10 protein-coding genes are annotated in these 15,192 nt (G+C 37.2%); 1 reads left to right on the top strand and 9 read right to left on the bottom strand.

The features are described 5' to 3' along the window. Positions 1-2 precede the first annotated feature (2 nt). From NO995_RS15045 to NO995_RS15005, 9 genes are all read right to left on the bottom strand, one after another. Positions 3-2,501: a heavy metal translocating P-type ATPase gene (locus NO995_RS15045; protein ID WP_258228276.1), complete on the bottom strand. Its 2,499-nt coding sequence runs from the start codon at positions 2,499-2,501 to the stop codon at positions 3-5. 77 nt (positions 2,502-2,578) lie between these two features. Continuing rightward, the gene (locus NO995_RS15040; RefSeq protein WP_258228212.1) at positions 2,579-3,136 is read right to left on the bottom strand and encodes an AraC family transcriptional regulator; all 558 of its coding nucleotides are present in this window, start codon (positions 3,134-3,136) and stop codon (positions 2,579-2,581) included. Positions 3,137-3,138: 2 nt separating this feature from the next. Further along, a complete protein-coding gene (locus tag NO995_RS15035; RefSeq protein ID WP_375141562.1) occupies positions 3,139-4,371 on the bottom strand; it encodes a TolC family protein in 1,233 nt (410 codons plus the stop codon). A 6-nt stretch (positions 4,372-4,377) separates the two neighbouring features. After that, a complete protein-coding gene (locus NO995_RS15030; protein WP_258228211.1) occupies positions 4,378-8,103 on the bottom strand; it encodes an efflux RND transporter permease subunit in 3,726 nt (1,241 codons plus the stop codon). A gap of 116 nt (positions 8,104-8,219) precedes the next feature. Continuing rightward, a complete protein-coding gene (locus NO995_RS15025; protein WP_258228210.1) occupies positions 8,220-8,633 on the bottom strand; it encodes a hypothetical protein in 414 nt (137 codons plus the stop codon). Between the two features lie 124 nt (positions 8,634-8,757). After that, positions 8,758-10,458, bottom strand: a complete 1,701-nt coding sequence (locus NO995_RS15020; protein ID WP_258228209.1) for a beta-N-acetylhexosaminidase — start codon at positions 10,456-10,458, stop codon at positions 8,758-8,760. Positions 10,459-10,613: 155 nt separating this feature from the next. Further along, positions 10,614-11,054, bottom strand: a complete 441-nt coding sequence (locus NO995_RS15015; protein WP_258228208.1) for a hypothetical protein — start codon at positions 11,052-11,054, stop codon at positions 10,614-10,616. Between the two features lie 55 nt (positions 11,055-11,109). Then, on the bottom strand, positions 11,110-12,513 hold the full coding sequence (locus NO995_RS15010) for an MBL fold metallo-hydrolase RNA specificity domain-containing protein (RefSeq protein WP_375141561.1): 1,404 nt from the start codon (positions 12,511-12,513) through the stop codon (positions 11,110-11,112). Next, positions 12,501-13,340 carry an ATP cone domain-containing protein gene (locus NO995_RS15005; RefSeq protein WP_240573528.1) on the bottom strand — a complete coding sequence of 280 codons (840 nt, stop codon included), beginning with the start codon at positions 13,338-13,340 and terminating at the stop codon, positions 12,501-12,503. The genes NO995_RS15010 and NO995_RS15005 overlap by 13 nt, the downstream gene beginning before the upstream one ends. 138 nt (positions 13,341-13,478) lie before the next feature. Here NO995_RS15005 and ggt point away from each other — a divergent pair, with 138 nt between their 5' ends. Further along, complete coding sequence (ggt, locus tag NO995_RS15000; protein WP_258228207.1) at positions 13,479-15,191, top strand: gamma-glutamyltransferase; 1,713 nt, start codon at positions 13,479-13,481, stop codon at positions 15,189-15,191. Position 15,192 lies beyond the last annotated feature (1 nt).

Genomic DNA, 15,192 nt, shown 5'->3' with positions numbered 1-15,192 from the left:
ATTTATATTTTTACTTTTCTTAATCTTAATGCATTTGTTATTACTGACACCGAACTAAAACTCATAGCCAATGCAGCAATCATTGGGGATAATAAAATACCGAAAAACGGAAACAACACCCCCGCTGCCACTGGCACACCCAGCGTATTGTAAATTAGAGCAAAAAACAGATTTTGTTTAATATTCTTCATTACCGCATGACTTAAATGCCTCGCTTTTACAATACCTTGTAAATCGCCTTTTACCAAGGTTATCATAGCACTTTCTATAGCGACATCGGTTCCTGTTCCCATAGCAATACCCACATTACTTTTCGCCAATGCAGGCGCATCGTTAATACCGTCGCCGGCAACAGCAACCAGTCTTCCTTTATTCTGAAGTTTCTCTACTTCTTTCAATTTATCTTCTGGTAACATACCTGCCTTAAACTCCGTCAGATTTAACTCTGAAGCCACTGCTTGTGCCGTATCGTGATTATCACCTGTAAGCATAATCACATCAACCCCCTTGCTCTGCAATTCCTTTATAGCCGCTTTACTGGTTTCTTTAATTTTATCCCCAATAACCACATAACCTACAACCTCATTTTCAACAGCCAGGTAGGACACCGTTTTGCCTTGTTTCTGATAAGTTTTAACTTCCTCTTCCATCTGCGAATTAATATCAGCTTTTACATAATCCATCATTTTAGGATTTCCCAAAGCCAGGTTTTTTCCATCAATAACCGCTTCAACACCTTTTCCGGTAACCGCATTAAATTGCTCCGATTGTAGAGTTTTAGTTTGATGCATCTTACCATAATTCACCGTTGCTTCAGCTAATGGGTGCTCACTATTCGTATTTAAAGAAATTATATATTGTAATACCACATCTTCAGTTAAACCCTCACCAAAAACTCCAATTTTTTCCACACTTGGCTTACCTTCTGTAATGGTTCCTGTTTTATCGATAATTAAAGCATTAACTTTATTCATCAACTCTAAGGCCTCGGCATTTTTAATAAGCACACCATGCTGTGCACCGCGACCAACACCAACCATAACCGACATAGGCGTTGCCAATCCTAAGGCACAAGGACAGGCTATGATTAATACCGCAATCGCATTCACCAAAGCAAAAACATAGGCAGGGTCTGGACCCCAGATAGACCAAACGACAAATGTGATTATTGAAATAATAACCACAATGGGCACAAAATAGGCAGATACTTTATCGGCTAAATTCTGAATGGGTGCACGACTTCGGCTGGCATCATTCACCATATGAATAATTTGTGATAACAAGGTATCGCTACCAACCTTCTCGGCTTTCATTAAAAAAGTCTGATTACCATTAATTGTTCCACTACTAACCTTATCTCCTAGCTGTTTATCTACAGGAACAGGTTCTCCGGTGATCATCGACTCATCGACACTCGAGTTTCCTTTAACCAAAACGCCATCTACCGGAATTTTGTCACCGGGTTTTACTTTAAGAATATCGTTAATTTGAATGCTATCAATTCCAACCTCAACCTCATCATCATCTATCATTTTAATCGCTTTGTTTGGAGCCAGTTTCAATAATTCCTTAACCGCTGAATTGGTTTTACTATGTGCTCGCGCTTCCAACAACTGTCCTAAAAGTACCAACGTTAAAATCACTGTGGCTGCTTCAAAATAAACATGCACCGCTCCTGATTCAGTTTTAAACTGTGCCGGAAACATATCTGGTAACAGCATACCGACCACGCTAAATACCCAGGCCACACCGGCACCAATGCCGATTAAGGTAAACATATTTAGGTTCCACGTTTTAATACTTCTATAAGCACGCTCGAAAAACATCCACGCTGCATAGAACACTACAGGAAGCGATAATACAAACTGCACCATGTTCCAGTATTTTTGTTCCATAATATCGTATAATGGATTATTATGAAGCATCTCGCTCATCGCTATTAGGAAAATTGGCAAGGTAAACGCCGTGGCTATCCAAAACTTTTTCAACAGCGATTTATAGGTTTTCTCTTCAGCTGATGCTTCAAGCTTTAAAGACACGAGGTCCATGCCGCAAATTGGGCAAGAACCGGCTTCATCTTTCACCACTTCAGGGTGCATAGGGCATGTCCACTGTTCTGACGTTGTTACCAACAAATTTTGTTCTTCAACTAAATCCATCCCGCAAACCGGACAATCCCCAGGTTTACCATAAGTTTTATCACCTTCGCAGTGCATCGGGCAATAAAATACCCCTGTTCCTTTACCTTTTGGTTTTTCCACTTTTTTGGGAGCCTCATGGTGGTGATGTCCCGGCATATGAATACTGTATCTGCCGCCATCATTTTTTAATGCTAGCTGCAACCTTTCAATAGGAATGTGGTTTTCCATCTCTATCGTTGCCTCAGCCTTTGCCAAATCTACCGATGCATTGGTAACGCCTTCCACTTTAGCAAGTGTGCTTTCAACATGACTGCGACAGCCATTACAAGTCATTCCGTGTATGTGATATGTATGTTTCATCATTTTCTCATTTTAAAATTTACCATTCAAAATTACCGCAACTCTAAAATTTTGGGTTTTCTAATTATGGTTAATCTTTATACAATTTGGTCTATCGATTTTCTTTCCCAATTCTGAAGGTTTTTATAATCCGTCATCGACATGCCAGTCACACTTTTAAATTGCTTCGCCAAATGGCTACTGTTTTTATAATTAAGACTATAGGCGATTTGTGAAAAATTAAGCTGTTGCAACTGAATATACTCCTTAACCTTTTCAATCTTTAAATTTATCAGATACTTCTCAAGCGTGATGCCTTCATGCTTACTGAAAGTCTTGCTTAAAGCTGAATAATTCTTCCCAAGCTTTTTAGCAACTTCCGAAAGGATCACATCGGCATCACCCTTTTCAACGTCTTCTATTAAAGCTATTTTTATCTGCTCTACTATCGCTTCATTTGTTTCTTTAATAAGCTCAAAACCTAATTCATTCAACTCAATTTCCAAATCGGCATAATTATAATCTTTATTTTCAGCTACCACGACTTTTCCTAATTCAACAGACTGTACCTCAAAACGTAGATCTTTCAACACTTTTAAAACCGTCATTTTACAACGATCGCAAACCATATTCTTTATCATTAATGTATGCGACATAACTACTGAATTAAATAATTTATGATGGTAGACTGCATATAATAGGCTCTTACCGCTTCAATTTGATTCATTTGAAACTTTAACTGCAATTCCTGTATATCCAGAACATCGTTAAAATTTATAGTGCCTGTTTCATAACTCTTAATGAGAATGCTTTCGGCGTCTTTGGCTTGCTTTAAATTTTTAGTCTGCGTATTGAAACTAATACGTGCCGAAGTTCTATCGTTTATAGCTTTATCCAGAGTGGTTTCTAGGGTATTGTAACGTTCCTGCTTTTGAAAAACAATTTCCTGCTGCTGCAATTCGTTTTGCCTGGTTTGCGATTTGTATTTTTTATTGAAAATTGGAATGGAAACAGAAACCATCGGCATAATAATATCCTTACCATTATCCGTAAAATCCATATCAGGGCGCTTTTCAACATTAATGTAATCTAAACCAAATCCTATCATCGGGCTGCTTTCCTTTTGATTTAACAACTCCGACTCTTCAACCGAATGAAACAACTTATCGTACTTTATCAATTCAGGATGTAATTCCAATTGACCTAAAGTTTCATCAAAATCTGAACTTGGAATTTCTAAGTCCTGAACCACCTCAATTCTCGTATTCTTATCTCGATTCAACAATTTATTCAACTTGGTTTGCTCAGCCAAAAACTGCTGAGACAACACGTCTTTTAACTGTTGTAAATCGTTTTGACGCATTTGTAATCGCAATACACTTACCGCTGATGCTTTTCCAACTTCAACTGAAGTCAGCGCCATCGTTTCGTAGGTTTTCAACAGCTTTATATTTTCTGTTAATACTTGCTGTTTAGACTGAATGGTGTACAATTCGTAGTACGATTGTGATACCGAAGCCATAAGTTTTCGCTTAGCAATCACGTAGTCTTCATATTTAGCATCAGCCATAGCACCGACATAATTTTCTCTGGCTGTAACATTCCCAAACCAAGGCAACATTTGTTTCGCCGAGACTTTAAATTTTTGTGCTCCTGTTCTGGTTTCCGGTTCACTAACAAAATATCCAACCCCAAATTCGGTGTTTGGAACGGTATTGACTTCATTAACCTTTTCGGAAGCGATTTGATATTGCGTATCGAATTTCTGCAGTTCCGGATTATTACCTACTGCTTCATTTATTAAGGTGTTTAATTCTTGTGAATATCCATTCAGCATCGAGAATAAAGAACCAAGAATAAAGCCCCCTTTTATATTGAATTTTATATTCATCCTCTTTTAGTTTTTAACTTTCATTTCTGCTTTCCAACTGTATAATACAGGTACCACAAAAAGTGTTATCAAAGCAATTAACATCCCGCCAAAACTTGGAATCGCCATAGGAATCATAATATCACTACCACGACCCGTTGATGTTAACACCGGTAATAAAGCAAGAATAGTTGTTGCCGTGGTCATTAAACACGGTCTGATACGTTTTTCTCCGGCTTCAACAACCGATGCTCTGATTTCCTTTCTAGTTTCAGGTGTGTTTCTATCGAATGTTTGCGTTAAATAAGTCGCCATGACCACACCATCATCTGTAGCAATACCGAATAAAGCAATAAATCCAACCCAAACAGCAACACTTAAATTGATTGGATGCATTTGAAATAAGTCGCGAAGGTTTTCACCGAAAAAGGATATGTTTAAAAACCAACTTTGTCCGTATAACCAAATCATGATAAAGCCTCCTGCAAAAGCCACTGCAATTCCAGAAAACACCATAAGAGAAGTACCTACCGATCTAAACTGAAAATACAGAATTAAAAAGATAATTATAAGTGCAAGCGGCACCACTACCGATAAGGTTTTCTCTGCTCGCAACTGATTTTCATAACTCCCCGTAAACTGGTAACTAATCCCTTTTGGCACAACTAAATCCCCTGAATCGATTTTCTCCTGAATGAGCTTCTGCGCACTTTCAACTACATTAACCTCGGCAAACCCATCCAGTTTATCGAATAACACATAACCCACCAAAAAGGTATCTTCACTTTTTATTACCTGTGGACCTTGTTCGTAACGAATGGTTGCCAGTTCACTAAGCGGCACCGTACTTCCGTTTTCTACAGGAATATACACCTGCTCTAAATCGGTTGGGTTGTCACGTAATTCTCTTGGATAACGCACCCGCACCCCATAGCGCTCACGCCCTTCAACCGTTTGTGTTAACACCATGCCTCCAACGGCTACTTTCAACACATTTTGTACCTGTTCGATACTCACACCGTATCGGGCAATTTTATCACGATCGATATCAATTAATAAATACGGTTTACCAACAATTCTATCGGCAAAAACAGCTTCCTGCTTAACACCTTCCGCATGTTTTAATACATTTTCAAGTTCCATCCCAAAGGCTTCAATTTGTTTTAAATCCTGACCTTTTACCTTAATCCCCATAGGTGCACGCATACCCGTTTGCAACATCACTAATCGGGTTTCGATAGGTTGCAGTTTGGGCGCTGAAGTGACTCCCGGAAGCTTTGTTGCTTTTACAATCTCGTTCCAAATATCGTCTGGAGATTGAATTTCAGGACGCCAGTTTCTGAAAAATTCGCCATCATCATCAGGAATAAGTTGTTCCTTAACGTTAAGAGATTGCCACGCTTCGTGCTCTTCCGCTCGCAATGTCATTCCGTTTTTTAATACAAACTCTCCTTCGTCATTTACCTTATAACGCTGACGAACACCACTAACATTGAGCATATATTCAGGTTTGTACTGAATAATATTTTCGTACATCGACAATGGTGCCGGGTCTAAAGCCGATTCTGTTCTTCCTGCTTTACCAACTACAGTTTCTATTTCCGGAATATTTGCTACAGCCATATCAAGTTGTTGTAACACCCGTTTATTTTCTTCAATTCCCGAATGCGGCATCGACGTAGGCATCAATAAAAAGGAGCCTTCATTTAGAGATGGCATAAATTCTTTCCCGGTATTTTTCATAATGAAAAAACCAGCAATTACAATGGCTGCCGGAACAGACAAAAACATTACTTTATTATCGAGACACCAACGTAATATTCTGGTGTAATACATTCTGAAAAGCGTAAAAACACCTAATAATCCGAAACAAATAATAGCTACAAAAATGAGATTCCAAAAAATACTTCGATCCACCCCGAGAGGTCGCCAGTATTCGGCTAAAAGAAAAACAATAACTAAAGCCGAAATAATAATATTAATACTGTTGTTTGAAAGGCGAATCTGTTTATTAAAAACTAAAAACTCATAATTCTCTTTCCCAAGATACAAACTCATTAAAGTAACCCCTGCGAAACCAACAAGCACAAACCCCAACCAATATCCATTCACAATTGCCAAAATACCAACAGCTAATAAAATGATATTAACACCATAATTAAGTTTCCTTTTGATATCATGCTTCTTAAATATGAATGCCGCAAACGGTGGAATTAAAAATAACGCCAGAATAATGGAAGCCGTTAAGGCAAATGTTTTTGTGAATGCCAAAGGACGGAACAGTTTCCCTTCGGCACCTATCATAGTAAACACTGGAATAAAACTAATAATCGTGGTCATAACGGCAGTAACAATGGCTCCCGATACTTCGGCAGTTGCATTATAGACCACTGTATTTATAGAATGTGTTCCATCATTTTCATCAAGGTGCCGAATGATATTTTCAGAGAGGATCACGCCTACATCAACCATAGTCCCGATGGCAATGGCAATACCAGACAGTGCCACAATATTGGCATCAACTCCGAAGAATTTCATGGCAATAAACACCATTAGAACCGCCACAGGTAATAATCCGGAAATTAGTATGGAAGCGCGCAAATTGAAAACCATAACCACAATAACTAAAACAGTGATTAGGATTTCTAAAGTCAGTGCTTCATTTAAGGTACCTAAAGTTTCCTGAATAAGCTCCGAACGGTCGTAAAATGGCACAATTGTTACCTGAGATATTCTACCATCACTAAGCTCCTTCGATGGTAAGCCTGAACTTAACTCGTTTATTTTTTCCTTAACGTTGTTAATAACTTCCATTGGGTTCGCACCATATCGTGCCACGACCACGCCGCCAACAACTTCAGCACCTTCTTTATCTAAAATACCACGCCGCGCCGCTGGACCCAACGATACTTTAGCAACGTCCTTAATTTTTATAGGCGTAAAATCTTTTGAAGTCACTACTGCATCTTCGATATCGGCAATAGACTTCACATAGCCCAAACCACGCACTAAATATTCAGCTTGATTAATTTCTAAAGTCTGAGCTCCAATATCTCTGTTACTTTCTTTAACGGCTTTTACAATTTGCTGTAATCCGATATTATATTGGCGCATTAATTCTGGATTAACATCCACCTGATATTCCTGAACATAACCGCCTATTGAAGACACTTCGGAAACTCCACTTGCCGATGACAAGGCATATTTCACGTAATAATCCTGAATGCTTCTTAATTCCTGTAAATCCCAACCGCCGGTAACATTACCCTCCTGATCGCGACCTTCAAGCGTGTACCAGAATATTTGCCCTAAACCAGTAGCATCAGGGCCTAAAGCCGGACTAACCCCTTCTGGCAGTAATCCGCTAGGTAAAGCATTTAACTTCTCCAGAATACGACTTCGACTCCAGTAAAACTCCACATCTTCTTCAAAAATGATGTAGATACTCGAAAACCCAAACATAGACGAACTACGAATAGTTTTCACTCCGGGAATTCCCAACAAAGATGTGGTTAAAGGATAGGTAATCTGATCTTCAATATCCTGTGGCGAACGGCCGTCCCATTTAGTAAATACAATTTGTTGATTCTCTCCAATATCAGGTATAGCATCGACTGCAACTGGATTACTTGGCAAAAATCCTGTATCCCAGTTAAAAGGTGCATTTACTGTACCCCAACCTATAAAAAGGACAAGTAACAGAACAGCAACCAATTTATTTTCTATTAAAAACTTAATGCTTTTATTCAGCATGGTTTTGAAATTTTAGTAATTAAAATAGTGTATAAGATAAAACTGAGCGCTTAAAAAAATGCTCTAAACACAACAAGGTCACAACACATTAATGCATTATAACCGTTTTACTAAAATCAAATTAAATAGGTCTCGACCAGCTTGTAGATTTGCCTGCTGACGAGTGGTGGCTTGTAAGCCGTATAAAAATTAACAAGTTGTTTTTCCCCTTCAAAAAGATTGATAAAGGTGTAAACAAAAGACGTTACAAATAATTGTTGATTGAATGCTATTTTTTCTAAAGTTTGCTGAAGTTCGTCTTGTCCGTCAACAATTAACTGTTTATCATCACAACAATTTTTCTTTGTAATCGCACATGCATCGGTTGAAGGTGTATCCATTTCCATGCCGCAGCCTTTGGCTTCATGAAACACAGCCATTTCAACTAAGGTATCTCCGCAATAATGCATATCTACAGTAAATGACATGGTGGTAAACAAGACCACAAATGCCATTGAAATTGCCATTATTTTTAGAAATATACTTTTCATGATTAAAACAAAGTTACAAAATTTTAATTATGAGTATTCTATTTAACAGAAGTTTAGATTATTCTTCATACAATTCTAACACAAAACAAAAAAGGTTCCTAAAACAGGAACCTTTTATCTATTCTTATTTTTCTTCTGCTAAACTATGCTTAGCATAATTTAAATTCATGGCTCTATAGCGTTCTATTAAATTAGGAAGTCTTAATTTAAAATCACTCCAGTCTCGCTGGTCTTGAGCTGACCAAACCACCTCACTTAAAGCAGTCATTCTTGGCAAAATCATGTACTCCACATAATCGGTTGTTTCCATGTATTCTGTCCATACATTTCCCTGAGCACCTAAAATATACTTCTTCTCTTCTGCTGTTAATTCTTCCGGCTCCGGATTATAAGAATACACCTTTTCTACAGTCGTAAAACCACCAATAGCCAAAGGTTCACTGTCTTTATCTTTAGACTGATAATGGTCGAAATAACAATGAGAACCCGGTGTCATAATGACATCATGGTGTTGTTTTGCAGCTTCAATTCCGCCCTTAGTACCTCGCCATGACATTACGGTCGCATTTGGTGCTAAACCGCCTTCCAAAATTTCATCCCAACCAATAATTTGTTTGCCTTTTGCATTAACAAACTTTTCTATACGTTGAATAAAATAACTCTGCAACTCATGCTCATCATGCAAACCTAGAGCCTTGATTTTACTTTGACAATTTGGACAACGTTTCCAGTTTCCTTTCGGACATTCATCTCCACCAATATGAATATATTTTGATGGGAATAATGGCAATACTTCAGATAATACATCTTCTAAAAACTTAAAGGTATGTTCTTTTCCTGCACAGTACACATCACCAGTTACACCCCAAGTTTCATAAACCACTTTAGCCGTTCCGCTAGCTTGAAGCTCCTTGCTTTTTTCAGACATTGGACTTTTTCCTAAATCGGTTGGCTCCTCAGGAAAACAGCTTAATTCAGGATAGGCTGCAATGGCCGCTGCACTATGACCTGGCAATTCTATTTCAGGAACAACTGTAACATGTTTACTTTCTGCATACGCAACAACTTCTTTAATTTCCTCTTGAGTATAAAATCCGCCATAAACTTTCTGGTCGTTAGATGTTCCCGGATGATGCCCTACAATAGTTCCGTTTCTGTAAGCCCCTACTTCTGTAAGTTTTGGGTATTTTTTAATTTCAATTCTCCACCCTTGATCTTCGGTTAAATGCCAATGGAAAGTATTCATTTTATGCATCGCTATTAAATCGATGTATTGTTTGATGAAACTTACTGGAAAGAAATGACGCCCAACATCAAGATGCATTCCTCTGTAAACAAACCGTGGTTGATCTTTTACAATAACCGCAGGAATCGTGAAAGCACTTGCTATTTTGGCAGCTTTTTCTATTTCAGAAGGCATTAACTGTTTCAACGTTTGAATACCATAAAATACCCCCGTGCTAGTTTTTCCTGAAATAACAATTTCATTAGTATTAACCACCAATTCGTAACCTTCAGCATTCTCAATAGCATCATCTAATTTTAAAACAATAGCTCCCTTTTCGGCTTTAGTTTCAATTTTTAATGTTTTCCCTATTGCAGCACCTAAAATCTCAGACAAATAACTGGCTTCCTGATTAAGTTCTTCATTACAAACTATTTTTGTTTTTTTATCAACCTTAAATGTTCCTTTTAAAATTTCCTGAAAAGCAGGCTTTGGAATGATTTTATAATCGCTTGCCTTGTTTGCTGTTTGACCAAAAAGACTGGTATTGAACAAGATTAAGAAAACAAATAGCATTAATGCTGAAAATTGAAGTTTCATGTTTTATGTTTTAGTTTGACCGACAAGGTATTTGAATTCTCCAATTTTCAAAAAAAGTTTAGACGGAAGTAGTTATTTTAATAATGAACGACATGTTTTCATAAAAAAAGGCCTCCAATTACCTAAACTGAAAGCCTTTTAAACAACTAATTACACTATTCGAGCAAACGTTTTTGTTTGCCTTCTTTTATGACACCTTTTACAAGTTCGAACAACTCTTTTTTAAGTGCACGATACTCATTTAAAAAGGCGTTTACTTTTATAATAAGCTTACGGTGTTCGTCTCTATAAGCTTCCTCTTCTTCGTATTGATCTAACCCGTCGACCATAATTTCCAATCCATTTTCATGACGTTTTACTTCTTCAAGCAAATCGGTAATTTCATTATGAACTTTACTAATTTCCTCAGACATTTTTTTACCATCTTCAAAATGTTTGGATTCAATTAACTGAAGGGTGTAAGACTTGATCAAATCATTAAAAAACAATTGTTCGTCTTTTGCAAATTCTAACTCAGACACCCATTTAAGAGTACTTTCATGCATATTTTCGGAGTTTAGCCATACGCGATACCCTTTAACTTCTTGTGTTTTCATCTTTAATGCTGTTTTTATATCTCTTATTTAGTTTTTAGTTTAAATATTTCTCCTTCTATTCTGAAAGAGAATACATTTCAATTATTTCTTCATCAAACAACTTTGGAATAGTGGCATTCCAACCAAAAGTGCTCTTTAATTTTAGTCGTAAGGCATCTAAAGCTGTAGGTTCGCCATGTATTAAAAACACCTTTTCAGGAACATTCATAATATTGTTCATCCAGTCCAGTAATTCATATTGGTCGGCATGTGCCGATAGACTATCTATACTTTTCACGGTCGCTTTTACCGGATAGTATTTCCCGTAGAATTTTAGTTCGTGTGCCCCTTCTTTTAAAAGACGCCCACGAGTACCTTCAGCCTGATAGCCTACCAATAAAATAGTTGTTGAACGCTGATCGATAAGTTGCTGCAAATACGTTAGTACGCGACCACCGGTTACCATACCACTACCGGCAATAATTATTTTAGACCGGTTATCATCAATGGTTTCCCAGGTTTCTTTGTACGACTGAATAATATTCACATGATTGCACATGGCTTCGTACTCTGAATCAGATAGTTTATGCCACTTGTTGTATTGCTTAAAGACCTTGAGCACGTTGGTTCCCATGGGACTATCAACAAAAATGGGAATGTTAGGAATTTTGTTTTTCTTGTACAGTTTCCAAAGTAAAAACACCAAGGTTTGTAACCGTTCTACCGCAAAGCTTGGAATAATTAAATTGCCATGTTTGCGAATGGTTTTATTAATAATTTCAGACAGTTCCTCTTCAACATCATCTTTTGGATGCAGTTTATCGCCATAAGTACTTTCTACAAATAAATAGTCGGCCCACTCCGGTTTTTTAGGTGGTTCCAACAAATAATCTTTAATTCGCCCCACATCGCCAGAGAAGACAAAACGTTTACCATTAATATCTATTTCTATAAAAGTTGACCCTAAAATATGGCCATTAGATTGAAAACGATACGAGATGTTATCGGACAGGTAAATCCATTTGTTTGGCATTTCAACCTGAAACTTTCTAATAATGCGTTCAACATCTAATTTGGTATAAAACGGCAAGGCCGGATGGTGCTCGGTATAATCTTCCTTGTTCGCCTTTTCGGCATCTTCTTCATGTATTTTGGCGCTATCTAAAAGTACAATTTCGGCAATGGATAAAGTAGGTGCTGTTCCAACAATTGTTCCTTTAAAACCTTGTTTTAACAGTCTTGGTAAATAACCCACATGATCGAAATGTCCGTGGGTAAGTAAAATAACATCTATAGTACTTACATCTATGGGTAAATCGTTCCAGTTTTGTAACCTTAACTCTTTTAAACCTTGAAACATTCCGCAATCTACCATGATATTTTTTTCGGCTGTTTCAATAAAAAATTTTGAGCCTGTAACGGTTCCTGATGCACCTAAAAATGTTATTTTAACAGAATCGTCCATAATTATTGATGACATAACATGTTTATTTCGTTTAATATTTTTTCTTTTCTTTTTTCTGAAATCCCTAAATGGTCGAGATAAAAGGCATCTCCAACCAATTGCCGGCATAACACCACATCGCGACTCAACAAAAATTGCTTTTCTCGTTGCGTTAGTAAAGTAGAAACGGTTATGGGATACAACCCCAATCGATCAATCCGGTCCTTTAACCCATTATTTCCAGGATAATCCCAACTTAGCAAATACAAATTGACACATTGTCCATATTTTAGGGCATCCTCTGTAAACCGGGTATTTGTAACCACCCAGCCTTCGGTTAAATCAGAGGTGTTTTTGGGATTTTTATCCCAATGCGTTTTTATATCGTTATATCGGGAATTGATATACAGAGGCACTTTTACATTGCATTTAAAATTCTTCTCGCTATGAAACTTACACTCTACAATAGTGGTTGAATTATTCTTTGTCGCAACAACATCTACCTCATGTGAAATGCAATGTCCCTGCAATACTTTATCGACTTCGGTAGTGTAACCCGAATACATTAAAATTGCACTTATGAATCGTTCAAACGGAAAACCAGTTGGACCCAATTCATAAATGGCGCGTTTCAGTTTATATTTTGAAGCCAAATAACTTTTCTCCTTTCTTAACAAAGCAAAAGCTCTATTATAAATTTCCTTGGTAGAAATATTTTCATATAACTCCCCAACTACAATATCAACAATCTCATCTACCGTGGCCTGTTTAGCTCCACTTCTTAGCAAAGATTTCCTTAATTTATCTATTGAAAACTTCACCTTTTCACCAGAAGATTTTATGATATCGACAGTCGTTTTCATATTTTAATAGTTAGCTTCGAACTTTTAAAATTAAAAAACCTGTTACCCTCTTGCTATGATATTTATCAGTTTACTTTCTTCTTAAAAAGTCTTTTCATTTTTACTATCTTAGGTTCTTAACTTGTTATAAACACTTTCATGAAACTTCTAATATCCAAATCATTATCATGCTGCTTCATCATTTTTTCTTATTTCAACGTTTATGCGCAAACCTATGCTAAAAACGGCATGGTAGTATCGAGCAGTAAAATAGCTTCGGCTGTTGGTGTGGATATTTTAAAACGAGGAGGAAATGCTGTAGATGCTTCGGTTGCTACGGCTTTTGCTTTAGCTGTAACACACCCATCTGCAGGCAATATTGGTGGTGGTGGTTTTTTAGTTTATTTAGACACAACCGGCTTCTCTACAACCATCGATTTCCGAGAAAAAGCGCCTTTAAAAGCAAGTCCTGAAATGTTTTTGACCAAAGAAGGTGACTTACCTAAAGGGATAAATTTATATGGAAAAGAATCAACAATAAATCACATCGGGTTAAAATCGGTTGGCGTTCCTGGAACCGTTGCCGGTTTATATGTGGCACATGGTAAATATGGAAAATTACCTTGGAAAACTTTAGTGCAACCAGCCATTGATCTGGCCGAAAACGGCTTTGCTCTTCCTTATTCCATTGCTCAGTTTGCCATTTACACTAATGATAATTCTGATATTCAGTTTTTAAAAGATTATTTTAAAAATGAAAAAGGTGAACTGGTAAAATTTGGTGAACTATGGAAACAACCTGCTTTAGCGCATACTTTAAAATTAATTAGAGACAAAGGTAAAGACGGATTTTACAAAGGAGAAGTTGCCAACGACATTGAAAATTTCATGAAAAACAATGGAGGCATCATCACTAAAAAAGATTTAAAAAAGTACGAAGCTATAGAGCGAAAACCTGTAAAAGGAACTTTTAAAGGTTACGAAATCTATTCCATGCCGCCGCCAAGTTCAGGTGGGGTTGCCCTTCTTGAAATGATGAATATAACGGAACAGGCCAATTTAGAAACCATTGAATTTAACTCAACCGAATACGTACATCTTTTAGCTGAAGTAATGCGCCGAACCTTTGCAGATCGCGCCGAATTTCTTGGTGATCCCGATTTTAACCCAGATATTCCTTTAGATAAACTAACTTCTAAAACATTTGCCAAAACACGTTTTGAAAATATTGATATGACGCATGCTTCACCAAGCAATCCATCTAGATTCGGACAAATTTACGACGGTGAAAACACAACCCATTTTTCGGTGGTAGATAAAGACGGAAATGCTGTTGCCCTAACCTACACACTTGAACATTCTTATGGTTCTGGGATGGGTTCAAAAAAACTTGGTTTTATATTCAACAATGAAATGGGCGATTTTAATGCGAAACCCAATGTTACAAACGAAGAAGGTTTAATAGGCACTAACCCAAACATCATACAACCTGAAAAACGTATGTTATCTAGCATGACACCAACAATTGTTGCTAAAGATGGAAAACCTTATTTAGTAATTGGGAGCCCAGGCGGAAAAACAATTATTAATACCGTTTTTCAAACCGTATTAAATGTTTTAGGGTATAATATGCCTGTGGACAAAGCTATTGAAGCGATGAAAATTCATCACCAGTGGTTACCCGACAGAATTACTTACGAAGCCGATAAATTATCTCCCGATACCAAGAAAAATCTTGAATTCATGGGACACAAATTAACGCCAACCAATCGTTTGGGTGAATTAATGGGTATTCAAATAGATAACGAAAACCACATTCTTATAGGCGCATCAGATTCATCGAGTGCTGAAGGTGCTGCTGTAGGCTACTAAT

Source organism: Aestuariibaculum sp. M13 (assembly GCF_024723255.1).
In the GTDB taxonomy this organism is placed as follows: domain Bacteria; phylum Bacteroidota; class Bacteroidia; order Flavobacteriales; family Flavobacteriaceae; genus Aestuariibaculum; species Aestuariibaculum lutulentum.
This window is presented reverse-complemented; position numbering and strand designations above follow the sequence as displayed.

Coding starts and splice junctions, on each gene's coding strand:
- NO995_RS15010 (WP_375141561.1), bottom strand. CDS start 12,513: ATGTCATCAATAATTATGGACGATTCTGTTAAAATAACATTTTTAGGT.
- NO995_RS15020 (WP_258228209.1), bottom strand. CDS start 10,458: ATGAAACTTCAATTTTCAGCATTAATGCTATTTGTTTTCTTAATCTTG.
- NO995_RS15005 (WP_240573528.1), bottom strand. CDS start 13,340: ATGAAAACGACTGTCGATATCATAAAATCTTCTGGTGAAAAGGTGAAG.
- NO995_RS15035 (WP_375141562.1), bottom strand. CDS start 4,371: ATGAATATAAAATTCAATATAAAAGGGGGCTTTATTCTTGGTTCTTTA.
- NO995_RS15025 (WP_258228210.1), bottom strand. CDS start 8,633: ATGAAAAGTATATTTCTAAAAATAATGGCAATTTCAATGGCATTTGTG.
- NO995_RS15030 (WP_258228211.1), bottom strand. CDS start 8,103: ATGCTGAATAAAAGCATTAAGTTTTTAATAGAAAATAAATTGGTTGCT.
- NO995_RS15040 (WP_258228212.1), bottom strand. CDS start 3,136: ATGTCGCATACATTAATGATAAAGAATATGGTTTGCGATCGTTGTAAA.
- ggt (WP_258228207.1), top strand. CDS start 13,479: ATGAAACTTCTAATATCCAAATCATTATCATGCTGCTTCATCATTTTT.
- NO995_RS15015 (WP_258228208.1), bottom strand. CDS start 11,054: ATGAAAACACAAGAAGTTAAAGGGTATCGCGTATGGCTAAACTCCGAA.
- NO995_RS15045 (WP_258228276.1), bottom strand. CDS start 2,501: ATGAAACATACATATCACATACACGGAATGACTTGTAATGGCTGTCGC.